We start from the raw sequence: 26,583 nt of genomic DNA on the forward strand, positions 1-26,583 counted from the left end.
TCATCTGCAAAAAGTGGATCATGTGGCTTGAGCTTACCCTTACAGTAAAGGTTAGGGTTTGCCAGTCGGCGTTTTGTGGCGCCGACGGGTTCCTGGGAGGAACAAAATGACCACTCATCTTCAATCACCCATTCATCTGCAGTTGCCGCTCAGCGGCATGAGCTGCGCCAATTGCGCCGGCCGCATCACGACCGCTCTCAACAAGCTCGATGGGGTATCGGCCACCGTCAACTTCGCACTGGAGCAAGCCGCCATCGAGCTGGCCAGCTCTGACCGTTTGCCGGCGGTGCTGGAGAGCATCAAGGCGCAGGGTTACGACTACGGCAGTGAGACCATCCTGTTTCAAATCACCGGCATGACCTGTGCCGGTTGCTCGGCCCGCCTGAACAAGATGCTGGCGGCGCTGCCCGGCGTCATCTCCGCCGACGTCAACTTCTCCATCGAGCAGGCTCGTATCGTGCTGGTACCCGGGATGCAGACGCCCGCGGCCCTGCGCGAGCAGATCGAGGCCCTCGGCTTTGGCGCCCAACTGGCGCAAGGCTCGGCCAGCGGCCGCCGCCAGCAGTTGCTGGAGCGGGAAGCGCAGGAGGCCGCCAGCGCCCGTCAGGCGCAAACCCGGGTCATCGTCTCGGCTTTGCTTACCCTGCCGCTGCTGGTGGGGATGCTGGCCATGGCCGGTCTGCTGCCCTGGCATCTGCCCGCCTGGCTGGAGCTGGTGCTCGCCACCCCGGTGCAGTTCTGGATTGGGGCCCGCTTCTATCGCGGCGCCTGGCTCGCCATCAAGAACCGCTCCGCCAACATGGATGTGCTGGTGGCGACCGGTACCAGTGCGGCCTACTTCTACAGCCTCTATCTGCTGCTTAATCTGGGGGTGGCCGCCAGTGGCCAACTCTACTTCGAGGCGAGTGCCATCATCATTACCCTGATTTCCCTCGGAAAACTGCTGGAAGCGCGAGCCAGACGCAGCACCCAGTCCGCCATTCGCGAGTTGATGGCGCTGCGGCCGGAAACCGCCACCGTCTGGCGCGGCGAGCGCTGGCAGAGCGTCGCCATCGACGAGGTGCTGCGCGGCGATCGGCTGCGGGTGCTGGTGGGGGAACGGGTACCGGTGGATGGCAGAATCGTGAGCGGTACCAGCGAGCTGGACGAGTCGATCCTCACCGGCGAGAGCCTGCCGGTGCCGCGCGGCGAGGGCGACAAGGTGCTGGGCGGCGCCATCAACCGCTCCGGCGTGCTGGAAATTGAAGCCACCACGGTGGGGGAGGACTCCAGCCTCAGCAAGATCATCGCATTGGTGGAGAACGCCCAGATGGGCAAGGCGCCGCTGCAACAGTTGGTGGACAAGGTCTCCGCCGTGTTCGTGCCGGTGGTGATGACCATCGCCCTGTTCACCCTGCTGGTGTGGTACGCCATCAGCAACGACTTCGGTCAGGCGCTGCTGGCGGCGGTAGCGGTGCTGGTGATCGCCTGTCCCTGTGCGCTGGGGCTGGCAACGCCTGCGGCCATTGTCACTGGCACCGGGGTGGCAGCGCGCCACGGCATTCTGATAAAAGACGTGGATACCCTGCAGAAGGCCCACGCCATCAAGGCGCTCATCTTTGACAAGACTGGCACCCTCACTCAAGGCAAGCCGGTGCTAGCCAGCTGGAGCGGCAACGACGAGCAGTTGCGCCTCGCCGCCGCTCTACAGCAGGCGAGCGAACACCCGCTGGCGCTGGCCATGCGCGAGGCGGTCGGCAAGGAGACTACGCTGCCCCAGCCGGAGGCGGTGGAGGTGCGGGTCGGTGCCGGTATTGTCGGTCAGGTCGCCGGTCATAGGGTCGCCATCGGCAATGGCTCTTTGCTGGCCCAGCTCGGCATTGAGGTGCCCGCGCAGGATAAACCGCCTGCTGACGGCGCGACCCGGGTCTGGGTGACCATCGACGGCGTGGTGGCCGGCATTGCGGCGCTGGCCGATACCCTGCGCCCCGAGAGCCCGGAGGCCATCGCCACCCTGCGTCAGTGCGGCATCGCCAGCTGGCTGGTGAGCGGTGATGCGCCGGCGCCGGTGGCCCATATCGCCGCCAAACTGGGGCTGGACGGGGCCTTTGACTCCGTGCTGCCAGCCGGCAAGGTGGAGAAAGTGGAGGCGCTGCGCGCACAAACTACCGGGCTGGTGGCCATGGTGGGAGACGGGGTGAACGACGCTCCTGCGCTGGCGGCGGCAGATGTGGGTATCGCCATGGGCTCAGGCTCCGACGTGGCGATGGAGACCGCCTCCATCACCCTGATGCGATCTGACCCGCGGCTGGTGGCCGATGCCATCGACATCTCGGCGGCCACCTGGCGCACCATCCAGCAGAACCTGTTCTGGGCCTTCGTGTTCAACATCATCGGCATTCCGCTGGCGGCGCTGGGTTACCTCAGCCCCGAGCTGGCGGGGGCGGCCATGGCCCTGAGCAGCATCACCGTCTTGAGCAATTCCCTGTTATTGAAGCGCTGGCAGCCCCGGGCGGGCAGCCTGCGTGCATCTGAATCCCAAAGGAGTCATTCATGAACATCAGCAAGGTCGCCAAGGCCACCGGCCTGACCGCCAAGACCATCCGCTACTACGAGAGCATCGGCCTCATCTCGTCGCCGGTCCGCAGCGACAACGGGTATCGCAGTTATACGGATGCCTCCCTGCGGGAGCTGCGCTTCGTCAAGCGGGCGCGGGAGACCGGTTTCAATCTGGAGGAGTGTCAGGAGCTGCTGGCGCTCTATCGGGACGAGCACAGAACCAGTGCCCAGGTGAAGAAGCTGGCCCAGGAGAAAATCGTCGATCTGCGTGCTCGCATCGCCGGTTTGCAAGCCATGCTCAGCGCCCTCGAGGAGGTGGTGAGCTGCTGTCACGGAGATGCGAATCCCCAGTGCCCCATCCTCGACGAGCTGGAGAAAGGGTGAGGGAGGGTTGCGCCATTTGACCCTGCAGAAAAGGGTCTGTCGGGGCCTGTGCGGGAGAGGACGCGCTGAGTGGCAGCTTAATAGCGGTCGATTGATTGTTGAGCAGGAAAGGGGAGTGTTAAACTGTGCGGCTCTTGTACAGGGAGTACCCAGTTGACACAGAGTGTGAAATATCAGGTGCGGCGGGCCATCATGGTCCAGCTCTATACCCATGCCTCCTTCAGCCTGCCTTGCCTGGGGCTGCTGGCGATCAGCTGGAGCCTGCTGTTCCACGATTACCTGCCGGCCAGCGAGTCGCTGGGCTGGCTCGGTCTGGTCCTGCTGCTGTTGCTGGGGCGCTGGTGGCATCTGCGCTGGCGGCAGCCCAGGCTGGCGGAGCTTCCGCTGCCGGTGCTCGAGCGCGAGCTCTTTGTCGGGGTGACCATCACCTCCATCGTCTGGGCACTGGGCGTGCTGCTCTACATGGACAAGCTGCCCGACACCTATCGTGCCGCCATGATGATGCTCTCCAGCCTGATCCTGACCGGCAGCGCCATCATGCTGTTCGGCAGCCGTCGTACCCTCTATGGGGCCGTGCTGCCCCTCGGGTTTGCCATGTTGTTCGAGCTCAGTGGCGGCAACACCCAGGAGCGTATCGTCTCCTGCATGCTGGCGGGGTATCTGTTCGTCTTTCTGCCGACCCTGCTGCGGCGCCTGCGGCGGGATCAGGTGGCCTCTCTCTACCACAGTTTTTCCAATGCGGATCTGGTGGCCGAGCTGAAGGCGGTCTCCGAGCACCTCAAGCTCACGTCCCGCCTCGACGGTCTGACCGGCATCGCCAATCGGGCCCATCTCGACGACTCCCTGGCGCGCGCCTGGCGCCGCTGCCACCGTGCCCGGGCTCCCTTGTCTCTGGTGCTGGTGGATGTGGACTACTTCAAGCAGTTCAATGATCACTATGGTCACCAGGTGGGGGACCAGTGCCTGCAACAGGTGGCGAGCCTGCTGGCCGAAGTGCTGCGGCGGGAAGACGATCTCGCTGCCCGTTACGGCGGAGAGGAGTTCGCCCTGCTGCTGCCCTGCACCACCTTGCAGGGGGCCATGCAGATCGCCGAGCAGGTGCGTACCTCGTTGCGAGCCCTCGGCATTCCCCACCACAAATCCCGGGTCTCGGGGCGGGTCAGTTGCAGCTTCGGGGTGGCGACCCTGGTGCCGGATCAGCATCACTCCATTGCCGAGCTTATCCAGAAAGCGGATGCGGCGCTCTATCAGGCCAAGCATAATGGCCGGGATCGTATCGAAGTAGCCTTGATGGGTAAGGTTGCCTGAGTTTCACAAGACAGATTAAAGAGGTCGTCTATGCAATGTCATCGTATCGAAGAGCTGCTGGAACTGCTGCAGCCTGCCTGGATCAAGGAGCAGGATCTCAGCCTGGTGCAGTTTGTTGCCAAACTGGCCGAGGAGGCGGGATTTGACGGTCCCCTGTCCGCACTGACCGACGACATGCTGATCTACCACCTCAAGATGCGGGAATCCGACAAGCAGGCGATGATCCCGGGGCTGGCCAAGGATCACGTGCCCGACTTCAAGGAGGCCCTGCTCAAGGCACGCGGCATCAAGTAATCCGGGCGTCACATCGCCATCAGAGAAAGGTTTCAAGAGAATCTGTGAAAAGGCGCATAGTCAACTGGCTATGGGCCTTTTTTGTTGCCTGAAATTGCGACGGGACTCGAACTATAGATACATTTAACCCACACAATTAGCAGGTTGTTTAAGATATAATCGCTTTCATAACAATATGAGTGGAGCGATGTGTTGCAATGGCCGACAAGGACAAGATCGACATCAAGGATGTGACCGGTGACGTCACCGGGACCTTCAATCCCAACACCTTCAAGGCGGGAGATGACAGGTTCAACCCCGGCAACCGCATCTATGTCCGCTCCCAGACCGGCTACTGGCAGCGGGTGCGCAAGGCCATGGGCTGGTTCTTCGTCGCGCTCTTTGTCCTCCTGCCCTGGCTGCGTTATGACGGCCGTCAGGCGGTGCTGTTCGATCTGGAGCACCAGCAGTTCCACATCTTCGGTGCCACCATCTGGCCGCAGGATCTCACCCTGCTGGCCTGGGTCTTCATGATCGCGGCCTTCGCCCTCTTCTTCGTGACCACCTTCCTGGGCCGGGTCTGGTGCGGCTACCTCTGTCCCCAGACGGTGTGGACCTTCCTGTTCATCTGGTTCGAGGAGAAGCTGGAAGGGGCCGCCAACAAGCGTCGCAAGCTGGATGCGGCGCCCTGGAGCGGCGAGAAGCTGGCCCGGAAGGGCGCCAAGCACCTGGCCTGGATCCTGCTGTCGTTGGGCACGGGGCTGACCTTCGTCGCCTACTTCCAGGATGTCTTCCACCTGGTGCCCGATTTCTTCACCCTGCAGGCGGGAGGCTGGGTCATCTTCTGGGTGCTGTTCTTCGCCGCCTGCACCTATGGCAACGCCGGCTGGATGCGCGCCATCATGTGTATCCACATGTGCCCCTATGCCCGCTTCCAGTCCGCCATGTTCGACAAGGAAACCTACATCGTCGGCTATGACAGCCAGCGTGGCGAGACCCGCGGCGCCCGTGGTCGCAAGGCCGATCCCAAGGCCCTGGGGCTGGGGGACTGCATCGACTGCGACCTCTGCGTGCAGGTCTGCCCGACCGGTATCGACATCCGTGACGGTCTGCAGTACGAGTGCATCAACTGCGGCGCCTGTGTCGACGCCTGCGATCAGACCATGGAGCGGATGGGGTATCCGAAAGGGCTCATCAGTTACACCACCGAGCACAAGCTGGCCCACAGTGAAACCCAGGTGGCGCGGCCCAAGCTGATTGGCTATGGCCTGGTGATGGTCGTCATGCTGGGGGTCTTCGTCTATAACGCCATGTCCATCATGCCCATGGGGCTCGATATCCTGCGGGATCGCAACCAGCTGTTCCGGGAAAACAGTGAAGGGCTCATCGAGAACACCTATACCCTGAAGATCCTCAACAAGACCCTGAACTCCCAGACCTACCGGCTGGACGTGGAAGGGCTGCCGGAGTACCAGTGGTTCGGTCCTCGCGAGGTGACCCTGAAGGCGGGCGAGATCTATACCCTGCCGGTGAGTCTGGCGGTGGATCCCTTCAACCTGAAGCGCCCCACTCTGGACGTCCAGTTCGTGCTCAAGCGGGAAGGCGCGGCGCCGGATGACAGCAAGGGGACCTTGCGCCAACCGAGCAAGTTTATCAGCAGGTTGTGACGGCAAGGCGCACCGCCATGCACGGCAACGGCAGACAGTGGTGATAGAATGGGGCGCAACAGCGCCCCTTTTCTATGGTGGATGACATGCGTTTCAACTATTCCGACCTCAATCCCGATCTCATCATGGATGCCATCGATCTCAGCGGCTTGCGCATCGACTCCGGCCTTATCGAGCTCAACAGTTACGAGAACCGCGTCTATCAGTTCCAGGATGAGGATCGCCGTCGCTACGTGGTGAAGTTCTACCGCCCCGGTCGCTGGAGCCGGGCCCAGATCCTGGAAGAGCACGCGTTTGCCGCTCGCCTCTGTGAAGCTGAGATCCCGGTCGCCGCTCCCATTGCCTTTGCCGGCGAGACCCTGCTGGAGCATCAGGGCTACCCGTTTGCCATCTGGCATAGCGTCGGGGGGCGTCAGTTCGAGGTGGACAACCTGGACCAGCTGGAGTGGGTGGGGCGTTACCTCGGTCGCATTCACAGCGTCGGTGCCAGCCATGCCTTTCATCACCGGGTTCCGCTGGATGTGGAGAGCATGCTGCACGAGCCGCGTCAGTTGCTGGCGGCAGGCGAGTGGTTGCCGAGCGGGCTGGCCAAGTCCTTCTTCGGGGTGCTGGACGAGCTGATCCGGCACGTATGCGACGCCATGACCCTGGATGTGGCGCGCATCTCCCTGCATGGGGACTGCCACCCGGGCAACATCCTGTGGCGTGACGGCCCCCTGTTTGTCGACCTCGACGATTGCCGCACCGGCCCCGCCATCCAGGATCTCTGGATGATGCTGAACGGGGAGCGTCATGAGCAGCAGATCCAGCTCGATACCCTGCTGGCGGGGTATGAGGAGTTCATGGAGTTCGACCCGCGGGAGCTGGCGCTCATCGAGCCGCTGCGTGCCATGCGCATCGTCCACTACATGGCCTGGCTGGCAAGACGCTGGGAAGATCCCGCCTTCCCCCGCCACTTCTCCTGGTTCAACACCGAACACTACTGGCGCCAGCAGATTGCGACCCTGCATGATCAGCTCGAGGCATTGAAGGCCCCGCCGCTCAGCCTGATGCCGCAGTGGTAGGGGCGTGAACCCGGCAGATCGCCACACCACGGGGCGTCCGCTGGTGGTGTTGCCCGCACCATTGCCACAGCGGCAAGGTGCCCGTGGGAGGCGGGATGGCGGTCCCGCCTGTCTGCCTTTGCCATTGACGGCACGAGGGTGAGGCAATAGGCTTGGACTGCTTCGGTTCGCCGGGCGTGCCTCACAGTGATCCCTTAACAGGAAACGTCATGAAAAAAGTACTATTTTTCCTCGCTGCCATGCTGATGATCCCCATGGTTCACGCCGCCCCGCAATTCAAGGAAGGTGTCAACTATGACGTGGTCAGCCAGACCGGCAGCGCCCAGCCGGAAGTGATGGAGTTCTTCTCCTATTTCTGCCCGCACTGCGCCAAGTTCGAGCCGATTGCCGAGGATCTGAAGAAGAGCCTGCCGGAAGGCGTGCCGATGAAGAAGAACCCGGTGGCCTTCCTGGGCCGTGAAATGGGCCCCGAGATGCAGCGTGCCTACGCCGTCGCCAATCTGCTGAACGTGGAAGGCAAGCTGACCCCGGCCATCTTCGACAAGATCCACACCCAGCGCCAGATCCCCCAGAGCCGCGCCGACGTGAAGCAGGTCTTCGTGGACAATGGCGTGCCGGCCGAGGAGTTCGACGGTGCCGTCGACAGCTTCGCCGTCTCCGGCATGGTCTCCCAGTTCGATCGCAACACCGAGAGCTACAATGTGCGCGGTGTGCCGGCCTTCCTGGTCAACGGCAAGTACATGGTGAAGATTGAATCCATCACTTCCCAGGAGCAGTTCAACCAGCTGGTGAAATTCCTGCTGGCCAAGAAGGACTGATCATTCCTGAGTCGATACAAAAGCCCGCCGGTGCAAACCGGCGGGCTTTTTGTTTGGCGTCTCGCGGGCCTGACTCAGACCCCGACGTGGAAGGCCTGCTTGAGGTTGCGAATGAAGTCCGCATCCCGGCAGAGGGTCTTGCCCGGGCTGTCGGATATCTTGGCGACCGGGCCGCCGTTGCACTCCATCAGCTTGAACACGATGTTCATCGGGCTGACGCCGGGCAGATCGCAGGTGAGCTTGGTGCCGATGCCGAAGCTGGTGTTGATGCGGCCGCGGAAGTGGCGCAGCAGCTCGACGGCCTTGTCGAGGTTGAGGCCGTCGGAGAAGACCAACGTCTTCTCGGCAGGGTCGATGCCGAGCCGCTGATAGTGGCTGATGGCTTTCTCGCCCCATACCACGGGATCGCCGGAGTCGTGGCGCAGCCCCTGGTAGCGGCTCGCCAGCTCGAAGTCGAAGTCACGCAGGAAAGCATCCATGGTGATGCAGTCGGTGAGCGCGATACCGAGGTGGTTGGTGAATTCGTCCAGCCAGCTGGTGAGGGCGGCGCGCTGGCTGAGCTCCAGCGGGAAGCCGAGCTGCTGGTGGGCCTGGAACCACTCGTGGGCCTGGGTGCCCACCGCGGGCAACCGGTACTTCTGGGCCAGCAGGTAGTTGCTGGTGCCGCGAAACGCCGGCAGCCGCTCCTTGAGGCGACCCACCACGGCGTCTTGTACCGCGAGGGAGAAGCGGCGACGGGTGCCGAAGTCGATGAGGTTGAACTCGCTCATCTCCTCCCGGCTCAGTTCCCGTTCCAGCTTGTCGATCTTCTGATCGAGCCGCTCCAGTGCCTGGCTGACACCGAACTGGGGATAACGGAAGCGGTTACGCATCTCGCTGATGATGGCGAGCACCGGGATCTCCCACAGGATCACGTCCTGCCAGGGGCCTTCGACCCGCACATTGATGCGGCCATTCTGCTCGAACACCTTGAGCAGGGAGGCGTCCAGCGGCTTGCGGCGCAGGTGGTCCAGGTAGTCGGGCGTGAAGAAGGGGCGTTCGGCCAGGAAGTCGAGTTCGGACCGGGTCAGGCGCAGGGAGCCGGCGAGGCGCAGTTGTTCCTCGATCTGGCCCATCATGGGCAGCAGATCTTCTTCGTTGCGGCTGTGGAACTCGGCGACGACGTCGGCATCCGGATAGCGATGGAACACCGCCTGCTGCATGTGCAGCTTGTAGGCATCGGTGTCGAGCAGGCTGTGGAGGATGGGAGGCATATCAGGCTCCTGTGATGAGTGCTGCGCGGGCAACGCACTCTGGCTGCATCTGTGACGGGTGGGCGCCGGTGTCGGGTGGGCAGTGGAAAATGGAAGGCATGTCAGGCATCCAGCAGGCGTTGAATGTCGGCCAAGGTCTGGGCCAGCTCGGCGCCGGCCTCGATCATCCGGGTGCGGGCCTGGTCGATTGTCTCGGGGGCGATGCCGCGGCAGGCGTCGAGGTGGACGATGACCCGGAAACCGGCGCGACGCAGTTGCAGCACGCTGGTCTTGACGCAGTAGTCGGTGGCGAGACCGCCGACCAGCACGGTAGTGACGCCGCGGGCTTGCAGAAACTCGATGAGCCCGGTGCTGCGCCGCTCTGCCAGGTCGTGATAGCAGGCGCCATAGGGATGCAGGTCCGGCTCGACCCCCTTCCAGACGAAGAAGTCGTAGTCGATGGGGGCGGGCAGGCCGTCGAGCAGCTCGAACCCAGGTGTGCCGGGCACGCAGTGGGCCGGCCAGGTGAGATCGGCATTCGCCAGTGCAAGGGGTTGCAACATGGCGCCGGGTTCGGTCACCACCCAGGGGGCGTTCGCGGGGTGGGCATCCTTGCTGCCAGTTCGCAGGGTGGCGAGGGCAGCCTGGGCATTGAGCGCCGCTACTATGGTATCCCCGCCAGCGACGGGCAGCTCGTTCGGGCAGAGGGGGGTGAATCCCTTCTGCGCATCAATATCCAGGCTGGCGATGATTCCCATGGATGGCTCCTTCACATAATATTCTTGTGATATTATCTACCAAACATTATTAGAAGGCGAGCAGGTCGACCAGGATGCCGAGAATGAGTCTGGATATGGTGGTGCTGCGGTTGCGCGAGGAGCGGCTCGAGCTGCTTCTCGAGACCCGGGATCGCCCCCCCTTTGCCCACTGCTGGCAGTTGCCGGCCCTGCGCATCGACGAGACCCGGGATCGGGATCTGGACGCGGCTCGCCATCGCCTGCTGGCAGAGTGGGGGCTAGAGCACTGCTACAGCGAGCAGGTCTGTACCCTCGGCAACCTGGAGCGGGATCCCCGCGGCTGGTCCACCACCCTCGTCTATCTCTGTCTGGCGGATCCCGATGGGGGGGCGGTGCGCGGTCGCTGGCATCCTCTGGACGATCTGCCCGGCCTGCAACTCGCCTTCGATCACGGCAAGCTGGTCGCCATGGGGCTGGAGCGGCTGCGCATCAAGAGCCGTTACAGCACCCTGCCGCTGCATCTGCTGGGGGCAGAATTCACCCTCTCCGAGGTGCAACGGGCGTTCGAGATCGTCCTGCAGACCCCCATGAACACGGCCGCCTTTCGCAAGCGGCTCCACCGTGCCGACATCCTGGTGGACACAGGGCGCAAGCGCACCGGCAAGCAACGTCCCGCCATCCTCTATCGGCTGGAGACCCCCTGTTGCGTCATGTTCGATCAGGTGATGCACGGTGCAGAAGCGTAAAAGAGAGATCGTTGTTGCTATGAATTACAAAGTGAAACTTTCGCTAATTGTGCGAGATGTGGATAAAACCTGTTTTTGTGCTGGCGCCAAAGAGCTTAGCTTGCCCTTCGTTCCATTTGTTGGGCTCCGTTTGCATGAAGATATGCAAGTCTACACACTAGCGACTGTTGGGTGGGCAGACAATGAACAGTGCTTTTATTGTTCTGTAGAAATGAGTGAAGAATTATTGTCCGATGGTGATTTGATAGACATGGATTTCATTATTGAAACAGCAAAAAATTCCGGATGGGTTGGGTTCAATAAAATTCATAGAGCAGAAGTATGAGAGGGAAGGTTTTAGTTAGCGCCTGTCTGCTGGGGCAGCCAGTGCGTTACGACGGCCAGAGCAAGGGGATTGTCAGCGACTGGCTGCAGGCGCTGGGAGCCGAGGGGCGGGCACTGGCCTTCTGCCCCGAGGTGGCGGGTGGCCTGCCGACGCCACGCCCCCCTGCCGAGCGCCAGGGGGAGCGGGTGGTTACCGAAAGCGGGCTGGATGTGACGGAGGAGTTCGATCGGGGCGCCGCCCTTGCGCTGGCCCTCTGTCAGCAGCAGGACATTCGCTTCGCCCTTCTGAAGGAGGGGAGCCCCTCCTGCGGCAGCGGCCGCATCTACAATGGCCGCTTCGAAGGGGTTTCACTGGCGGGAGAGGGCAAGACCACGGCTTTGCTGCGCCGCCACGGCATCGCGGTGTTCAGCGAGGATCAGCTGCCCGAGCTGGCCTCGGCGCTCGCCTTGGCTGCCTGCGGATCGGTCTGAGCCGCCGCATCGGCCGCCTGCCACTGCGCCAGCACCTCGTCTTTTTCCTTCCAGCGTGCATTCAGCCACTCCTGGAAACCGCGTTTGAACTGCTTGTCGTTGAAGTAGTCCCCCACCAGTTGCTCGTCCACCGGCAGCTCCTCGATCCGCACCCGGATGCGCTTCATCTTCCCCATCAGGAAATCCTTGAAGGGGGTGTCGGGGTTGTCCGGGTAGCTGATGGTGACGTTGATCAGGCTGTCGAACTGCTCTCCCATGGCCGCCAGGGTGAAGGCCAGCCCTGCCGCCTTGGGGGGCATGAGATGGCGATAGCGGGAGCGGGTGGCCTCGCGCTTCTGATCGGTGAAGCGGGTCCCCTCCACGAAATTGATGACAGTGGTGGGGATGTGGCGAAACTTCTCGCAGGCGTTGCGGGTGGTTTCGATGTCCTTGCCCCGCAGATGCGGATTTCTTAACAGAAACTCTCTCGAATAGCGGCGCATAAAGGGCATGTCCAGCCCCCAGCAGGCGAGCCCCAGCAGCGGGATGTAAATGAGCTCGTGCTTCATGAAGAACTTGGGCACCGGCAGCCGATTGCGAAACAGGTGGCCGAGCACCACGATATCGGTCCAGCTCATGTGGTTGCTTATGATGAGATACCAGCCATCCTTGCGCAGCCGGGTGTTGTCCTCAATCTGCCAGTCGATGCGGGTAGTGAGGCGGATCACCAGGGCGTTGCAACCGAGCCACAGGCCCATGAAGCGGTTGTTGAGCCGGCTGCAGGCGCGACCAAAGGCCGGCACGGGCAGCAGCAGTTTGGCCAGAGAAACCAGCAGGATCAGGCTGGCGCACAGGGCGGTAAACAGTATGGTCAGGCCGGCGCTGATGAACAGCACCAGGGGGCCCGGGAGCAGGTTTGGCATGAGTGTCTTACTGCGTCTTGTCCGCCAGCAGCTTATCCAGGGTCTGGTCCTTCTCGTGCCAGATCCCGTTCAACCACTGTTGAAACTCTTGTTGGAACTCGGGGTCATTGAAGTAATCCCCCACCAGATTGCGTTCGATCGGCAGAAAGCGGACCCGAACCTTGATCTCCTTGACCCGACCGCACATGAAGTCCCAGTAGCTGGGGACGCCGCCGGGATAGGCGATGGTCACATCCACCAGCTTGTGCAGTTGCTCCCCCATGGCCGCCAGGGTGAAGGCGATGCCCCCTGCTCTCGGGTGCAGCAGATGACGATAGGGGGCCCCTTGCCTGTCGTGCTTGCCGACGGTGAAGCGGGTCCCTTCCACGAAGTTCATCACACTCACCGGCATATGGCGGAAACGGGCACACGCCTTGCGCGTGGTTTCTATGTCTTTTCCCCTCAGATGCGGGTGCTTTTCCAGAAATTTTCGGGAATAACGCCGCATGAAGGGGAAATCCAGCGCCCACCAGGCCAGACCGAGAAAAGGTACCCAAATCAGTTCTTTCTTGAGGAAAAACTTCAGGAAGGGGATTTTTTGATTAAAAATCCGCTGCAGTACCAGTATGTCGACCCAGGATTGGTGGTTGGCAATCACCATATACCACTCATTCCGGCGCCCTTTGTCCACTCCGACCACATCGAAAGGGGTGTTGATGATGGTTTTCTGGATCAGATTGTTAAAACCTATCCAGTGGGTGGCACAGCCGTCCAGGAGGGTGTTGCAGAGACGTCGCCCCCCCTGGAAGGGCAGCAGCAGCTTGATGAGGCCAAGCAGCAGGACGGGGACAAACCAGAACAGGGTGTTGATGAAATAGAGCAGGGTCGAGAGGCTGCCGCGCAGTCGCTCTATCAGCTTGTTGGGCATGGTGGAATCCGTCTTCGTATCGGTGGATGGCAACCAAGTGGTCAGATCTGTTGCCATAATATCAGCCGGCCCACGACTAGACCATGGTGGCGCCCTTTCCGGGTCGGGTGGTGGCTGCTGCCGTTCCCCCGCTCACTGGCCCCCGCGCAGCCGCGACAACAGCCTGTCCATGGCACGATAGCCCAGGGCTTCGATCAGATGCGCTCTCTCGATGGTGGCGTGCCCCGCCAGATCGGCGATGGTGCGCGATACCCGCAGGATGCGGTGCCAGGCCCGGATGCTGAGCCCCAGCTTCTGGATGGCACCTTCCAGAAACTCGGCATCCTGTGGCGATAATCTGCAAACATCTTCGATTTCACGACTATCCAGCAGGTTGTTGAGTTTTCCGCTGCGACTCAGCATGCGCTCTCGCGCCCCCAGCACCCGTTCGCGTATCTGCTGGCTCGATTCCCCCCGCTCCGCCTTGCCGGTCAGGCTCCCCCTGGGCAAGAGCGGGACCTCTACCGTCAGATCGAACCGATCGAGAAAGGGGCCGGAGAGCTTGCCCAGATAGCGCAGGATCTGATCCGGGCTGGAGCGGGTCTGGCCGTCGCCATAATGGCCGCAGGGGCTGGGATTCATGGCTCCCACCAGCTGGAAGCGGGCGGGAAAATCCACCTGGCGGGCGGCGCGACTGATGGTAATGTGCCCGGTTTCCAGCGGCTCGCGAAGGGAGTCGAGCACCTTGCGCTCGAACTCCGGCAGTTCATCCAGAAACAGTACCCCGTTGTGGGCGAGGGAAATTTCGCCAGGCCTGGGATGGGTACCCCCGCCCACCAGCGCCACCGCCGAGGCGCTGTGATGGGGCGTGCGATACGGCCTGTGGTGCCAGTGGCCGGCGCGGGGGGTGAGGCCGCCGATGGAGTGGATGGCGGCGGTCTGCTGCGCCTCCTGTTCGCTGAGCGGCGGCAGAATGCCGGGCAGACGGCTGGCCAACATGCTCTTGCCGGTGCCGGGGGGGCCGATGAACAGCAGGTTGTGGCTGCCGGCGGCGGCGATCTCCAGCGCCCGCTTCGCCTGGGACTGACCGATCACGTCCTGCAGATCCGGCACGTCGGGCAGGGTCTCCGCGCTCTGGGGTTCCGGCAGCGGCAGTTCGTACTGGCCCGCCAGCCAGGCGGTGACCGCCAGCAGCTGGTGGGCGGTGCGCACCTCGGCATCCTGTATGAGGGAAGCCTCCGGACCGTTCTCCCGTGGGACCAGCAGGGTGCGCCCTGCGTCGCGGCAGGCGAGCACCGAGGGGAGCACCCCAAGCACGGGGCGGATCTCGCCCGTCAGGGCCAATTCCCCTAAAAATTCGTGATCGAGCAGGTATTTTGCGGGTATCTGCTTGGATGCGGCGAGAATGCCGATAGCGATGGCCAGGTCGAAGCGGCCCCCCTCTTTGGGCAGATCCGCAGGGGCCAGGTTGACCGTGATGTGCTTGGCCGGAAATTCGAAATTGCCGTTGAGCAGGGCGCTGCGCACCCGATCCCGCGACTCTTTCACCGAGGTTTCCGGCAACCCCACCATGTTGAAGGCGGGCAGGCCGTTGGAGAGGTGCACCTCCACCGTGACTTGCGGCGCCGCTATCCCCAGGCTGGCACGGCTATAAACAACAGCTAATGACATAAATACCGTCCTTGGTTTGATGTATATGCTGGTTAACCGTTTTTTATTAGTTTTTTGTTCCAGTCGTCAGGTTTCAGAGCAGTTAAAATCAGAGTCTTGTCAGGTAAAAAGTGCTTGCCCAATAAAAATCACCGTGCTAGTTCTAATAGCCATTCGCGGCAAGCTCCGCTCCCATTTCACAGGATTTCCGGTTGTAACTATGAACATGGCCTCCCGTTTCGTCAGCATTATTGTGGTCCTAGTGGTGATTATTATCTCACCGCTCGGGGCTCGTTTGGCTGCACGGAACAAGGGATAGACCCACCACCGGACAGAACGAAACAAGCGACCCCCGAGCCTCACGGCCCGGGGGTTTTTTTTCGACCAAAGGACAGGATTTTCCACATGAACGGCGCGCAGTTTTTGGTACAGGCTCTCAAAAAACAGGGTGTGACCCAGGTGTTTGGTTACCCGGGCGGGGCCATCATGCCGGTCTATGACGCCCTGTATGACGGTGGCCTGGCCCATCAGCTCTGCCGCCACGAGCAGGGTGCCGCCATGGCTGCGGTGGGTTATGCCCGCGCTTCCGGTCAGGTGGGGGTCTGCATCGCTACCTCTGGCCCCGGCGCCACCAACCTGGTCACCGGCCTCGCGGAGGCACTGCTCGATTCGGTACCGCTGGTGGCCATCAGCGGCCAGGTGCCCTGCGCCGCCGTCGGTACCGATGCCTTTCAGGAAGTGGACGTGCTCGGCATGTCCCTTTCCTGCACCAAGCACTCCTTCATGGTGACGGACCCGGCGGATCTGGGACGGGTCATTGCCGAAGCCTTCGCCATCGCCACCGAAGGGCGTCCGGGCCCCGTGCTCATCGACCTGCCCAAGGATGTGCAACTGGCCGCCGTTCCCTCTCAAAGCCCGCTGTTTGCAGTGGAGGAACCCGAACCCCTGAATCCGGCCGAACTGACGGTCGCCCGTACCCTGCTGGCCGGTGCTGAGCGTCCGGTACTCTACGTCGGCGGCGGGGTGGGCATGGCCAATGCCGAGCAGCAGCTGCGCGACTTTGCCGCCACCACGGGGATGCCGGCGGTCACCACCCTCAAGGGGATAGGTGCCCTCGACCCCGACAGCCCCGTTTATCTGGGCATGCTCGGCATGCACGGTACCAAGGCCGCCAACCTGGCGGTACAGCAGTGCGATCTGCTGGTGGTGGTGGGCGCCCGTTTCGATGATCGGGTGACCGGCAAGCTGGAAGAGTTTGCCCCCGAGGCGAAGGTGATCCATCTGGATGTGGACGCCGCCGAGTTCGGCAAGCGTCGCGCCGCCGATGTGGGCATCACCACGGATCTCAAGCGTGTGCTGCCCGCCCTGGCGATGACGCTGACCCTCGACCCCTGGCGCGAGCACTGCGCCACCATGGCTCGGGAATACGCCTTTCGCTACGACCATCCGGGTCAGGCCATCTACGCCCCGGCCCTGCTCAAAGAGCTTTCAAGCCAGCTGCCTGACACCAGCGTGGTGGCCTGCGACGTGGGTCAGCACCAGATGTGGGTGGCCCAGCACATGCGTTTCACCAGCCCGCGCAACCACCTGTCCAGTGCCGGCCTAGGCACCATGGGCTTCGGCCTGCCCGCCGCCATCGGCGCCAAGATGTCGCGCCCCGATGACGAGGTGGTGCTGGTGAGCGGTGACGGCTCCTTCATGATGAACGTGCAGGAGCTCGGCACCATCCGCCGTGCCCGGCTCAAGGTGAAGATGGTGCTGCTGGACAACCAGCGCCTCGGCATGGTGCGCCAATGGCAGGAGCTGTTCTTCGACGGCCGTTACAGCGAGACCAATCTGTCCGACAACCCCGATTTCGTCGCTCTGGCCGCCGCCTTCGGCATCCCAGGCGAGACCGTCACATGCAAGGAAGAGATAGCCCCGGCACTGGATCGCCTGCTGGCGAGCGAGAGTGCCTATCTGCTGCATGTGGCTATTTCAGAGGAAGAAAATGTCTGGCCCCTGGTTCCGCCAGGAGTCGCCAACCACAAGATGATGGAGCAACGCCCATGAACCAGCTCAATACCAGCACCCTGGAAATCCATGCCCAACCCAGACCCGAAGTGATGGAACGGGTGCTGCGGGTGGTCCGTCACCGCGGTTTCAATCTCTGCGCCCTCAACATGGAGCAGGATTGCCAACAGCTGCGGATCACGGTTACTGTCGAATCGGTACGTCCCATCCAGCAGTTGTGGAGCCAGCTGGTGAAGCTGGTGGATGTCTCCCGGGTCGATGCACTGGAACAGCAACCCCGGATCAGAGCTTAAGGAGCCAAGCCAATGTCACAGCCTTCCCAATCCGCCGCCCACCCCCAATACATCTGGTTCAACGGCAAGCTGGTCCCCTGGCAGGATGCCCAGGTGCATGTCATGAGCCATGCCCTGCACTACGGATCCTCGGTGTTCGAGGGGGTGCGGGCCTATGACACTCCCAAGGGGACCTGCATCTTCCGCCTGCAGGAGCACACCCGCCGCCTGTTCGACTCCGCCAAGATCTACTGGATGGACGTCCCCTACAGCGAGACCGAAGTGAATGAAGCCTGCCGCACCGTGGTGCGCGAGAACGGCCTGAAGAGCGGCTACCTGCGCCCGCTGGCCTTTGTCGGCAACGTGGGGCTGGGGCTGCATCCGCCGCTGGATGCCAAGGCCGACCTCATGGTCGCGGCCCTGCCCTGGGGCGCCTACCTCGGAGAAGAGGGGCTGAAAAACGGGGTGGATGTGTGCGTCACCTCCTGGAACCGGCTCGCTCCCAACACCATCCCGACCGGTGCCAAGGCGGGGGGCAACTATCTCTCCTCCCAGCTCATCAGCCGCGAGGCCAAGCGCAACGGCTTCGCCGAGGGGCTGGCGCTGGACGTGAACGGCTACCTGAGCGAAGGGGCGGGGGAGAACCTGTTTCTGGTGAAGAACGGCGTGCTGTTCACCCCGCCCGCCACTGCCGCCATCCTGCCCGGCATCACCCGCGACACCATCATGACGCTGGCGCGCGACTTGGGTTACGAGGTGCGCGAGCAGGCGCTGCCCCGTGAGGCGCTGTACGTCGCAGACGAAATCTTCATGACCGGCACGGCGGCCGAGGTGACCCCGGTGCGCTCGGTGGATCGGATGAAGGTGGGCGCCGGTTGCCGTGGCCCGGTGACTGAGCAGTTGCAGAACGCCTTCTTCGGCCTGTTCAACGGCAAGACCGAAGACAAGTGGGGCTGGCTGACGCCGGTCAACGACTGATGAGAGCGGGGAGGCGTCACGCCTCCCCGAGTCGCTTCCGGTGAAGGCTCCCCGAGGTGCCTTCACCAGGATCGATTCCCGATCCGCGAATCACACATTCATGTTGAAAGACAATGCGCCCCAGGGGCATTCAGGGAGTAGAGACAATGCCGAAGTTGAGATCCGCCACCACCACCCACGGACGTAACATGGCCGGGGCCCGCGCCCTCTGGCGTGCCACCGGCATGACCGATCAGGATTTCGGCAAGCCCATCATCGCCGTGGTCAACTCTTTCACCCAGTTCGTGCCGGGCCACGTCCACCTCAAGGATCTGGGCCAGCTGGTCGCCCGCGAAATCGAGGCGGCTGGCGGGGTCGCGAAGGAGTTCAACACCATCGCCGTGGATGACGGCATCGCCATGGGCCACGGTGGCATGCTCTATTCCCTGCCGTCCCGCGAACTCATCGCCGACTCGGTGGAGTACATGGTCAACGCCCACTGTGCCGACGCCATGGTCTGCATCTCCAACTGCGACAAGATCACCCCGGGGATGCTGATGGCTGCCCTGCGCATCAACATCCCGGTGATCTTCGTCTCCGGCGGCCCCATGGAAGCGGGCAAGACCAAGCTCTCCGACCAGATCATCAAGCTGGATCTGGTGGACGCCATGATCCAGGGCGCTGACCCCAAGGTCTCCGATGCACAGAGCGATCAGATCGAGCGCAGCGCCTGCCCCACCTGCGGCTCCTGCTCCGGCATGTTCACCGCCAACTCCATGAACTGCTTGACCGAGGCACTGGGTCTCTCCCAGCCGGGCAACGGCTCCCTGCTGGCAACCCACGCCGATCGCGAGCAGCTGTTCAAGCTGGCGGGCCAGCGCATCGTCACTCTGGCCAAGCGCTGGTATGAGCAGGACGATGCCTCGGCACTGCCGCGCAACATCGCCACCAAGGCGGCGTTCGAGAACGCCATGGCGCTCGACATCGCCATGGGCGGCTCCACCAACACCGTGCTGCACCTGCTGGCGGCAGCCCAGGAGGCGGGTGTCGACTTCACCATGGCCGACATCGACCGCATGTCCCGCAAGGTGCCCCAGCTGTGCAAGGTGGCGCCTTCCACCCAGAAGTACCACATGGAAGACGTGCACCGCGCCGGCGGCGTGGTCGCCATCCTGGGTCAGCTGGAAAAAGCGGGCCTGGTGCACGGGGATACCCGCAACGTGCTGGGCACCTCCTTGGTGGAGCTGCTGGCCGAATATGACGTCAGCCGCAGCAATGACAAGGGGGTTCACGACTTCTACCGTGCAGGCCCTGCCGGCATCCGTACCACCAAGGCGTTCAGTCAGGATTGCCGCTGGCCCGAGCTGGATCTGGACCGCGCCGAGGGGTGCATCCGCTCCTTCGATCACGCATACAGCCAGGAAGGTGGCCTGGCGGTCCTCGCTGGCAACCTCGCCCTCAACGGGGCCATCGTCAAGACCGCCGGGGTGGATGAGGAGAACCTCACCTTCCGCGGCCCGGCCCGGGTATTCGAGAGCCAGGAGAGCGCGGTGAGCGGCATTCTGGACGGCACGGTGAAAGCCGGTGAAGTGGTGGTGATCCGCTACGAGGGCCCGAAAGGGGGCCCCGGCATGCAGGAGATGCTCTATCCCACCACCTATCTGAAATCCATGGGATTGGGCAAGGCGTGTGCCCTCATCACCGACGGTCGCTTCTCCGGCGGTACCTCGGGTCTCTCCATCGGCCATGTCTCCCCGGAGGCGGCCTCTGGTGGCACTATCGGTCTGGTGGAGGATGGCGACATCATCAACATCGACATCCCGGCCCGCAGCATGGTGCTGGAGGTGGCCGACAGCGTGCTGGCCACTCGCCGCGCCGCCGTCTCTGCCCGTGGCTGGAAGCCGGTCGATCGTCAGCGCGAGGTCTCCTTTGCCCTGCGCGCCTACGCCATGTTCGCCACCAGCGCCGACAAGGGCGCGGTGCGCGATCGCACCCTGCTGGGGGAGTGAGAGAATGAACTGTCATGATATGGGCGCATTGCGCGCCCTTCGCCACGAGACGGGGGTATAAACCATGGTCTCTGCGGCGGATTATCTACGCAAGGTACTGCTCTCCCCCGTCTACGAGGCGGCGAGGGTCACCCCCTTGCAAACCCTGAAGAAACTCTCCGAGCGGCTCGGCAATCACGTCAGCCTGAAGCGGGAGGATCTGCAACCGGTTCACTCCTTCAAGCTGCGCGGCGCCTACCACAAGATTGCCACCCTGACCCAGGAGCAGAAGGAGCGCGGCGTCATCGCCGCCTCTGCCGGCAACCACGCCCAGGGGGTCGCCCTGTCGGCCGCCAAGCTCGGCATCAAGGCGATCATCGTGATGCCCAAGACCACGCCGGACATCAAGATCGACGCGGTGCGCCGTCAGGGCGGCAACGTCATGCTGTTTGGCAACAGCTTTGATGAGGCCTACGGCGAGAGCCGCCGACTCGCCGAGTTGGAGGGCTACACCCTGATCCCGCCGTTCGACGACGTTGAGGTGATCGCCGGCCAGGGCACCATCGGCAAGGAGCTGCTGGAGCAGGATACCCACCTCACCCACGTCTTCGTGCCGGTGGGGGGCGGCGGCCTGGCCGCCGGGGTGGCGGTCTACATCAAGCAGCTGCTGCCGGATGTGAAGGTGATCGGGGTGGAGGCGGAGGGGTCCGCCTGCCTCAAGGCGGCGCTGGCGGCCGGCGAGCCGGTCAATCTGGAGCGAGTCTCCCTGTTTGCCGACGGGGTGGCGGTCAAGCGCATCGGTGAGGAGACCTTCCGCCTGTGCAACCAGTATCTGGACGAGGTGGTGACCGTCTCCAACGATCAGATTTGCGCCGCGCTGAAAGACATCTTCGATGACTGCCGCGCCATCGCCGAGCCGTCCGGAGCCTTGTCGCTGGCCGGTCTCAAGGCCTACAGCGAGCGCGAGCAGGTCAAGGGTGGTCGGATGGCGGCCATTCTGTCCGGCGCCAACGTCAACTTCCACAGCCTGCGCTACGTCTCCGAGCGCTGCGAGATCGGTGAGAAGCGCGAGGGCATGCTGGCGGTGACCATCCCCGAGCGCAAGGGGGCCTTCCTCGACTTCTGCCGTCAGCTGGGGCCCCGCATGGTGACCGAGTTCAACTACCGCTACGCCGATGCCGAGCAGGCGTCGCTGTTCGTTTCGGTGCGCCTCACCGGCGGTGACGAGGAGCTGGGCCAGATCATCGATCAGCTCGGCGGCAATGGCTACCCGGTGGTCAACATGACCGAGAGCGAGCTGGCCAAGAACCACGTGCGTTACATGATTGGCGGCCGCCCGGCCCGGCCCCTCGGTGAACGCCTCTACAGCTTCAAGTTCCCGGAGCAGCCGGGGGCCCTGATGCGCTTTCTCGAGACCCTGGGCTGTCGCTGGAACATCAGCCTGTTCCACTACCGCAACCACGGCGCCGACTACGGACGGGTGCTCTGCGCCTTCGAGCTGCCGGACGAGGACGTGGCCGCTTTCCACGACTACCTGCACGAGATTGGCTACGGCTGGAAAGAGGTGAGCGACGACCCCGCCTACCGGCTGTTCCTGGCGAGCCAGGGCAGTCAGTGAGCGGGGGCCATCCCCTTGCCAGATGAAAAACGAAGAGCCCGGCTCTTCGTTTTTTTATGGGCAACGCGCCGGCCCCCATGATTGGGGGCATGGTGGCTGATAATGTCGCCAATATCACACTCCTGAGTCCCTGGTCGTTTGAGGCTGGTTGCAGATGGGATAATCTGAATGCGGGGCATGGGTTCAGGGCCCCGTCAGGGAAGAGAGACGCAGCCGCGTCATAACAATTCATTGCAGGGGCTCATCCATGAACAGATCTATGCTCGCCGTCCTGATCGGCGCTTTGATGGCAACAGGGACGGTGCAGGCTGCCGCCCAGGACAACACCTGGTATGTCGGCGGCAAGGCCGGCTGGTCAAATTATTACGGGGTGGATTACAACGCTCAGGTCGAAGAGCTGTTCGATGCGACCAAGGTGAACGAGAACAGCGATGATCTCGGTCTGGGGCTGTTTGCCGGTTATCAGGTGAACAGAAACGTGGCGGTTGAGCTCGGCTATGACTGGCTCGGCAAGTATCAGGTGGACAAGCACTACTCGGGCAACGGGGTTGATTTCGCACTCGATGGCGAGGCCAAGGCCCAGATGGTGCAGGCCACCATGAAGATCATCCTGCCTGCAACCTCGGCACTGGATATCTACGGCCGTCTCGGGGGGGCCTATGCCTGGACCGAGAGCTCACTCAACGTCAGGGCCAGCGATGGCACCAGCAGCCTCTCCGAATCCCATGAGGGCAACAAATATCATGGTGCCGCCTTTGTCGGGGCGCTGGGGGTCGAATACGCCATCGACAAGGATTGGGCCGCCCGCCTCGAATACCAGTACACCACACCCCTGGGCAAGACTTCCCTCGACGAGTCAGGCATCGAGATGGACAACGGCCTGCTGTCGGTCGGCATGCTCTATCGCTTCGGCCAGATCGGCGACGAGCCGGTGGCACCAACGCCTGCGCCCGAACCTGCGCCCGCCCCGGCCCCCGTGCTGGTGGAGAAGCAGTTCAGCCTGGATTCCGATGTGCTGTTCGAGTTCAACAAGGCGACCCTGAAGCCGGCCGCCAGCCAGGCCCTCGACAACCTGTTTGCCCAGATCCTGGCGGCCAATCCGAAAGACGGGGTGGCGACGGTGATCGGTCATACCGACCGCATCGGCTCGGAGGCCTACAACCAGTCCCTCTCCGAACAGCGTGCCCGCACGGTGGCGGATTATCTCATCGCCAAGGGATTGTTTGCCGACAAGGTGCGTGCCGAAGGGCGGGGAGAGTCTTCGCCCGTGACCGGGGGCAGCTGCCCGGATGGCGCCAAGGCGCAGATGATCGCCTGTCTGGCCCCGGATCGCCGGGTCGAGGTACGCCTGACCGGGGTCTCCCAGGTCGCCGAATAAGCCATCTTTGCCTTGCTATTAAACAACGAGGGGGCCTTGGCCCCCTCGTTGTTTATGTGGGTGTGAGTCGTGACGTTTGCAGCCGCCTGGCGCAATGACTCACCATGATCAGCAGCAAGGCGCCGGGCAGCACTGTTTGCCAGAGGAAAGGCCAGGACTGGGTGGTGAGCAGGATCAACAGTGGATTGGCTCCGGCAGGGGGGTGGATCAGCCCCAGTCCCTGCATGAGTGCAATGGACAGGCCCACACCCAGCGCCAGCTTGAGTTCAATCGGTAGCGGGAGCAATTGCACCACCAACCCCACGGTGGCCGATAACAGGTGGCCTCCCAGCACGTTCTGCGGACGGGCCAGCGGACTGTCCGGCAGGGAGAAGAGCAGCACACAGCTTGCCCCGAACGGTGCCATCAACAGGGTCGACTGCCAGCTCATGTCCAGCCAGCCGAGCAACATTATGGCCAGGCAGGCACCGAGCCCTGCCAGCCAGGCACTTCGCCATCGTCTTGTTTCCATCTCCTGTCTCCTTGTCTGTGCCGGATCACTTGATCCAGCCTGCGACATTAGGTAGACAGATCGGTGTACTTCAAGAGGAAAGTCACCATGAGCGAAAAACGGCAACAGCTGATGACGACAGCCTATCGGCTGTTCAATCGTCACGGCTTTCACGCCACCGGCATCGATCGCATCTGGGCCGAGGCGGGCAGTACCAAACGTACCCTCTATCGCCACTTCCCCACCAAGGATGCCTTGATCGAAGCCGTGCTGATGGCGCGGGATGCGGAGTTCTTTGCCCTGCTCGATGCCAGGATGGATGGGGTATCGGGGCGGGAGGCCAGGTTGCTGGCGCTGCTCGATGGCTTTGCGGACTGGTTTGGCCGCAGCGACTTCTACGGCTGCAACTTCATCAACGCGAGCGCCGAGTTCTCCGATCCTCGCCACCCGGTACGCAAGCTGGTGGTGGCCCACAAGCGGGCGTTGCTTAACTGGGTCAGGGAGGCCCTCGAATGCACCGAGGTGCAGGCCACCGGATTATGCCTGCTGCTGGAAGGGGCCGTGGTGATGGCCCACAGCTATCAGCAGCCCCTGGCTCTGGAACAGGCCAGGGTGTTGGCGGAGGCCGTGCTGGCAGAGCCGCGCTAGTTCAGTTCCGTGGGGTCGATATCCAGACTCCAGCGCACCCGCTTGGCCTCGGGCCACCCCTCCAGCTCCTTCACTGCCCAGTCGAGCAACTGGGCCAGCGGTGCCCGGCTGGGCCCCTGCACCAGCAGCTGCATGCGAAACTTGCCCGCCTTGCGCTCCATGAAGCCGCTGATGGGCCCCAGCACCTGCACCTGGGGATAGCGGGCGCTGCGCAGGGTATCGGCGAGACGACTGAGGAACAGCTGTACCTCGTCGCGGCCGTTGGCCTCGGCCCGGAACAGCCCCTGATGGCTGAACGGTGGCAGCCCCAGCAGGCGGCGCTCTTTCAGCGCCGTGTCGGCGAAGTGGCCGTAACCGTTCTGGGTCAGATCCTGCAGCAGGGCATGCTCGGGATGGTGGCTCTGCAGCACCACCAACCCGGGCTTGCTGGCGCGACCGGCACGGCCCGCCACCTGGGTGTAGAGCTGGGCCAGCTTCTCGGCGGCGCGAAAATCGGCGCTGAACAGGGCGCCATCCACGTCCAGCAGGCCCACTAGCGTCACGTCCGGGAAGTGGTGGCCCTTGGCCAGCATCTGGGTGCCGATCAGGATCTTGTACTTGCCCGCCTTGATGTCGCCGAGGTGCGTCTCCAGCTCCCCCTTGCGGCGGGTGTTGTCCCGGTCGATGCGCACCACCGGATATTGCGGGAACACGGTGCCGAGCAGCTGCTCCAGCTGCTCGGTGCCGACCCCGGAGCCGATCAGCTCGTTGCTGCCACACTCGGGACAGTGGTGGGGCAGCGGGCGCACGCTGTCGCAGTGGTGGCAGTGCAGCCGCCGCCCGGCCTGGTGCCAGGTGTACCAGGCGTCACAGCGCTCGCAGGCGGCACTCCAGCCGCACTGGTGGCAGATAAGAGCCGGGGCATAGCCCCGGCGGTTGAGAAACAGCATTACCTGGTTGCCCGCCGCCAGGTGCTCGGCCATCAGCTGTTCCAGCTGGGGGGAGAGCCCCGCCTGCAGCCGCACGTTCTTGATATCCAGGATCACCTGGCGAGCGGTCTGGGCGTTGCCAGCGCGGCGAGTGAGCGTGAGGTGGTGATACTTGCCGCTGCGGGCGTTGTGCAATGTCTCCAGCGACGGGGTGGCAGATCCAAGCAGGATGGGAATGCCGGCGCGATGGGCCCGCATCACCGCCAGATCCCGCGCGTGGTAGCGAAAGCCGTCCTGTTGCTTGAAGGAGCCGTCGTGCTCCTCGTCGATGATAATGATGCCGAGGTCCTTGAACGGCGTGAACACCGCGGATCGGGTGCCGATCAGAATGGCGGCACCACCGTCGCGGCAGGCGAGCCAGGCATCGAGCCGCTCCCTGTCGTTCATGGCGGAGTTCATCGCCACCACGGGCACGTTGAAGCGGCGGCGAAAGCGGTTGATGGTCTGGGGGGTGAGGCCGATTTCCGGCACCATCACCAGCGCCTGCTTGCCCGCCTTGAGCAGGGGCTCGAGGATGCTGAGGTAAACCTCGGTCTTGCCGGAGCCCGTGATGCCGTCCAGCAGGAAGGCACCGAACTTGTTGCTCTGGCTGGTGACGGCGGCCACCGCCAGCGCCTGCTCGCCGTTGAGGCGCAGCCCCTCACCCGGCTCGAAGCGGGTGGCCCAGTCGCCATCATGGCTCGGCTCCAGCGAGCGCTTCTCCAGCAGTCCCTTCTTCTCCAGCGCGGTGAGGGCTGCGCTCTGGATCTCCTCCTGTTTGAGGGCGGAGGGGGTCTGCGGCCCCTTGCGCAGCAAGGCGAGGGCCTGCTGCTGCTTGGCCGCCCGCTTGAGCTCGTTGAGGTCGATGGCCATGCCCGCATCGGTGGCAAACCAGAACTCCAGCTCCCGATAGGCGGCGGGCTCCCCCTTGCGCACCAGCACAGGCAGGGCGTGGGGCAGTACCTCCCCCAGCGGGTGCTGGTAGTAACCGGCGCTCCAGGCCATCAGCGCCAGAATGTCGGGCCCCAGCACGGGGGAGCTGTCGAGCACCCTCTTCAAGGGTTTTAATTTGTTGCGGGGGACCTGGCTCTCGGTCGGGTGATCCACCACCAGACCAACCAGGGTCTGCGGGCCGAACGGGATCTCGACCCGGCAACCGGGGGCAGGCAAGGGCAGGGGAGAGAGATAGTCGAAATGACGGCGTAACGGCACCGGCACAGCCACACGAACCAGATCCAGCGTTTGGGAAGAATTCACCAGGGGTTGCCTATT

General features: G+C 63.2%; 24 protein-coding genes. 17 read left to right on the forward strand and 7 right to left on the reverse strand.

Annotated elements, in window-relative coordinates; all coding sequences use genetic code 11:
* Positions 1-106 precede the first annotated feature (106 nt).
* The 7 genes from ACB037_RS17015 (at position 107) to ACB037_RS17045 (ending at position 8,052) form a co-directional block, all read left to right on the forward strand.
* The gene (locus ACB037_RS17015; RefSeq protein ID WP_371175641.1) at positions 107-2,536 is read left to right on the forward strand and encodes a heavy metal translocating P-type ATPase; all 2,430 of its coding nucleotides are present in this window, start codon (positions 107-109) and stop codon (positions 2,534-2,536) included.
* The gene (gene cueR / locus ACB037_RS17020; RefSeq protein WP_270830367.1) at positions 2,533-2,922 is read left to right on the forward strand and encodes a Cu(I)-responsive transcriptional regulator; all 390 of its coding nucleotides are present in this window, start codon (positions 2,533-2,535) and stop codon (positions 2,920-2,922) included. The genes ACB037_RS17015 and cueR overlap by 4 nt, the downstream gene beginning before the upstream one ends.
* Before the next feature lie 153 nt (positions 2,923-3,075).
* The gene (locus tag ACB037_RS17025) at positions 3,076-4,230 is read left to right on the forward strand and encodes a diguanylate cyclase (protein ID WP_039039690.1); all 1,155 of its coding nucleotides are present in this window, start codon (positions 3,076-3,078) and stop codon (positions 4,228-4,230) included.
* A gap of 30 nt (positions 4,231-4,260) precedes the next feature.
* Complete coding sequence (locus ACB037_RS17030; protein WP_010676098.1) at positions 4,261-4,524, forward strand: YihD family protein; 264 nt, start codon at positions 4,261-4,263, stop codon at positions 4,522-4,524.
* A gap of 197 nt (positions 4,525-4,721) precedes the next feature.
* Positions 4,722-6,170, forward strand: a complete 1,449-nt coding sequence (gene ccoG / locus ACB037_RS17035; RefSeq protein ID WP_371175642.1) for a cytochrome c oxidase accessory protein CcoG — start codon at positions 4,722-4,724, stop codon at positions 6,168-6,170.
* Positions 6,171-6,244: 74 nt separating this feature from the next.
* Positions 6,245-7,234, forward strand: a complete 990-nt coding sequence (locus ACB037_RS17040) for a serine/threonine protein kinase (protein WP_279962114.1) — start codon at positions 6,245-6,247, stop codon at positions 7,232-7,234.
* Between the two features lie 209 nt (positions 7,235-7,443).
* Positions 7,444-8,052 carry a thiol:disulfide interchange protein DsbA/DsbL gene (locus ACB037_RS17045; RefSeq protein ID WP_010676095.1) on the forward strand — a complete coding sequence of 203 codons (609 nt, stop codon included), beginning with the start codon at positions 7,444-7,446 and terminating at the stop codon, positions 8,050-8,052.
* A gap of 74 nt (positions 8,053-8,126) precedes the next feature.
* On the opposite strand, the gene pncB is transcribed toward ACB037_RS17045, so the two are convergent.
* Positions 8,127-9,305, reverse strand: coding sequence for a nicotinate phosphoribosyltransferase (gene pncB / locus ACB037_RS17050; protein WP_049636083.1), 1,179 nt, complete (start codon positions 9,303-9,305; stop codon positions 8,127-8,129).
* A gap of 101 nt (positions 9,306-9,406) precedes the next feature.
* Positions 9,407-10,042, reverse strand: a complete 636-nt coding sequence (locus tag ACB037_RS17055) for a nicotinamidase (RefSeq protein ID WP_069652407.1) — start codon at positions 10,040-10,042, stop codon at positions 9,407-9,409.
* A gap of 74 nt (positions 10,043-10,116) precedes the next feature.
* On the opposite strand from ACB037_RS17055, the gene ACB037_RS17060 reads away from it, so the two are divergent.
* From ACB037_RS17060 to ACB037_RS17070, 3 genes are read left to right on the forward strand one after another with little or no spacing between them, the layout of a single operon-like run.
* On the forward strand, positions 10,117-10,767 hold the full coding sequence (locus tag ACB037_RS17060) for a DNA mismatch repair protein MutT (RefSeq protein WP_029314880.1): 651 nt from the start codon (positions 10,117-10,119) through the stop codon (positions 10,765-10,767).
* Positions 10,754-11,092: a hypothetical protein gene (locus tag ACB037_RS17065; protein ID WP_371175643.1), complete on the forward strand. Its 339-nt coding sequence runs from the start codon at positions 10,754-10,756 to the stop codon at positions 11,090-11,092. Before ACB037_RS17060 ends, ACB037_RS17065 begins: the two co-directional genes overlap by 14 nt.
* On the forward strand, positions 11,089-11,562 hold the full coding sequence (locus tag ACB037_RS17070) for a DUF523 domain-containing protein (RefSeq protein WP_371175644.1): 474 nt from the start codon (positions 11,089-11,091) through the stop codon (positions 11,560-11,562). The genes ACB037_RS17065 and ACB037_RS17070 overlap by 4 nt, the downstream gene beginning before the upstream one ends.
* Here ACB037_RS17070 and ACB037_RS17075 read toward each other — a convergent pair.
* From ACB037_RS17075 to ACB037_RS17085, 3 genes are all read right to left on the reverse strand, one after another.
* On the reverse strand, positions 11,508-12,464 hold the full coding sequence (locus ACB037_RS17075; RefSeq protein ID WP_371175645.1) for an acyltransferase: 957 nt from the start codon (positions 12,462-12,464) through the stop codon (positions 11,508-11,510). The genes ACB037_RS17070 and ACB037_RS17075 overlap by 55 nt on opposite strands.
* Before the next feature lie 7 nt (positions 12,465-12,471).
* Positions 12,472-13,371, reverse strand: a complete 900-nt coding sequence (locus ACB037_RS17080) for an acyltransferase (protein WP_371175646.1) — start codon at positions 13,369-13,371, stop codon at positions 12,472-12,474.
* A gap of 132 nt (positions 13,372-13,503) precedes the next feature.
* Positions 13,504-15,021 carry a YifB family Mg chelatase-like AAA ATPase gene (locus ACB037_RS17085; protein WP_052815775.1) on the reverse strand — a complete coding sequence of 506 codons (1,518 nt, stop codon included), beginning with the start codon at positions 15,019-15,021 and terminating at the stop codon, positions 13,504-13,506.
* Positions 15,022-15,405: 384 nt separating this feature from the next.
* On the opposite strand from ACB037_RS17085, the gene ilvG reads away from it, so the two are divergent.
* The 6 genes from ilvG to ompA all read left to right on the forward strand — a co-directional run bounded on the left by ilvG (position 15,406) and on the right by ompA (position 23,226).
* On the forward strand, positions 15,406-17,052 hold the full coding sequence (gene ilvG, locus ACB037_RS17090; protein WP_371175647.1) for an acetolactate synthase 2 catalytic subunit: 1,647 nt from the start codon (positions 15,406-15,408) through the stop codon (positions 17,050-17,052).
* Positions 17,049-17,306 (forward strand): acetolactate synthase 2 small subunit, encoded by a 258-nt coding sequence (gene ilvM, locus ACB037_RS17095; RefSeq protein ID WP_010676086.1) that lies wholly within the window; start codon positions 17,049-17,051, stop codon positions 17,304-17,306. Before ilvG ends, ilvM begins: the two co-directional genes overlap by 4 nt.
* A gap of 12 nt (positions 17,307-17,318) precedes the next feature.
* Entirely contained in the window at positions 17,319-18,263 is a 945-nt protein-coding gene (locus ACB037_RS17100; RefSeq protein ID WP_052815778.1) for a branched-chain amino acid transaminase, read from the forward strand.
* Positions 18,264-18,409: 146 nt separating this feature from the next.
* Positions 18,410-20,251 (forward strand): dihydroxy-acid dehydratase, encoded by a 1,842-nt coding sequence (gene ilvD / locus ACB037_RS17105; protein ID WP_049636077.1) that lies wholly within the window; start codon positions 18,410-18,412, stop codon positions 20,249-20,251.
* A 64-nt stretch (positions 20,252-20,315) separates the two neighbouring features.
* Positions 20,316-21,848: a threonine ammonia-lyase, biosynthetic gene (gene ilvA, locus ACB037_RS17110; protein ID WP_182976226.1), complete on the forward strand. Its 1,533-nt coding sequence runs from the start codon at positions 20,316-20,318 to the stop codon at positions 21,846-21,848.
* Between the two features lie 247 nt (positions 21,849-22,095).
* Entirely contained in the window at positions 22,096-23,226 is a 1,131-nt protein-coding gene (gene ompA / locus ACB037_RS17115; protein ID WP_048209598.1) for a porin OmpA, read from the forward strand.
* Positions 23,227-23,278: 52 nt separating this feature from the next.
* On the opposite strand, the gene ACB037_RS17120 is transcribed toward ompA, so the two are convergent.
* Positions 23,279-23,674, reverse strand: coding sequence for an HPP family protein (locus ACB037_RS17120; protein WP_371175664.1), 396 nt, complete (start codon positions 23,672-23,674; stop codon positions 23,279-23,281).
* A gap of 150 nt (positions 23,675-23,824) precedes the next feature.
* Here ACB037_RS17120 and ACB037_RS17125 point away from each other — a divergent pair, with 150 nt between their 5' ends.
* Complete coding sequence (locus ACB037_RS17125; protein ID WP_043153422.1) at positions 23,825-24,364, forward strand: TetR/AcrR family transcriptional regulator; 540 nt, start codon at positions 23,825-23,827, stop codon at positions 24,362-24,364.
* On the opposite strand, the gene priA is transcribed toward ACB037_RS17125, so the two are convergent.
* A complete protein-coding gene (gene priA / locus ACB037_RS17130; protein ID WP_371175648.1) occupies positions 24,361-26,568 on the reverse strand; it encodes a primosomal protein N' in 2,208 nt (735 codons plus the stop codon). The genes ACB037_RS17125 and priA overlap by 4 nt on opposite strands.
* Between the last annotated feature and the right edge of the window lie 15 nt (positions 26,569-26,583).

The organism is Aeromonas sp. S19(2024) (assembly GCF_041402625.1).
Lineage (GTDB): Bacteria > Pseudomonadota > Gammaproteobacteria > Enterobacterales > Aeromonadaceae > Aeromonas > Aeromonas caviae.

Bases quoted from the DNA above. Each gene is read 5' to 3' on its own strand.
- ACB037_RS17040 (WP_279962114.1), top strand. From the start codon at position 6,245: ATGGTGGATGACATGCGTTTCAACTATTCCGACCTCAATCCCGATCTC.
- ilvD (WP_049636077.1), top strand. From the start codon at position 18,410: ATGCCGAAGTTGAGATCCGCCACCACCACCCACGGACGTAACATGGCC.
- ACB037_RS17045 (WP_010676095.1), top strand. From the start codon at position 7,444: ATGAAAAAAGTACTATTTTTCCTCGCTGCCATGCTGATGATCCCCATG.
- ccoG (WP_371175642.1), top strand. From the start codon at position 4,722: ATGGCCGACAAGGACAAGATCGACATCAAGGATGTGACCGGTGACGTC.
- ACB037_RS17015 (WP_371175641.1), top strand. From the start codon at position 107: ATGACCACTCATCTTCAATCACCCATTCATCTGCAGTTGCCGCTCAGC.
- ACB037_RS17070 (WP_371175644.1), top strand. From the start codon at position 11,089: ATGAGAGGGAAGGTTTTAGTTAGCGCCTGTCTGCTGGGGCAGCCAGTG.
- ACB037_RS17100 (WP_052815778.1), top strand. From the start codon at position 17,319: ATGTCACAGCCTTCCCAATCCGCCGCCCACCCCCAATACATCTGGTTC.
- ompA (WP_048209598.1), top strand. From the start codon at position 22,096: ATGAACAGATCTATGCTCGCCGTCCTGATCGGCGCTTTGATGGCAACA.
- ACB037_RS17125 (WP_043153422.1), top strand. From the start codon at position 23,825: ATGAGCGAAAAACGGCAACAGCTGATGACGACAGCCTATCGGCTGTTC.
- ilvG (WP_371175647.1), top strand. From the start codon at position 15,406: ATGAACGGCGCGCAGTTTTTGGTACAGGCTCTCAAAAAACAGGGTGTG.
- pncB (WP_049636083.1), bottom strand. From the start codon at position 9,305: ATGCCTCCCATCCTCCACAGCCTGCTCGACACCGATGCCTACAAGCTG.
- ACB037_RS17060 (WP_029314880.1), top strand. From the start codon at position 10,117: ATGCCGAGAATGAGTCTGGATATGGTGGTGCTGCGGTTGCGCGAGGAG.
- cueR (WP_270830367.1), top strand. From the start codon at position 2,533: ATGAACATCAGCAAGGTCGCCAAGGCCACCGGCCTGACCGCCAAGACC.
- ilvM (WP_010676086.1), top strand. From the start codon at position 17,049: ATGAACCAGCTCAATACCAGCACCCTGGAAATCCATGCCCAACCCAGA.
- ACB037_RS17085 (WP_052815775.1), bottom strand. From the start codon at position 15,021: ATGTCATTAGCTGTTGTTTATAGCCGTGCCAGCCTGGGGATAGCGGCG.
- ACB037_RS17030 (WP_010676098.1), top strand. From the start codon at position 4,261: ATGCAATGTCATCGTATCGAAGAGCTGCTGGAACTGCTGCAGCCTGCC.
- ACB037_RS17075 (WP_371175645.1), bottom strand. From the start codon at position 12,464: ATGCCAAACCTGCTCCCGGGCCCCCTGGTGCTGTTCATCAGCGCCGGC.
- ACB037_RS17080 (WP_371175646.1), bottom strand. From the start codon at position 13,371: ATGCCCAACAAGCTGATAGAGCGACTGCGCGGCAGCCTCTCGACCCTG.
- ACB037_RS17055 (WP_069652407.1), bottom strand. From the start codon at position 10,042: ATGGGAATCATCGCCAGCCTGGATATTGATGCGCAGAAGGGATTCACC.
- ilvA (WP_182976226.1), top strand. From the start codon at position 20,316: ATGGTCTCTGCGGCGGATTATCTACGCAAGGTACTGCTCTCCCCCGTC.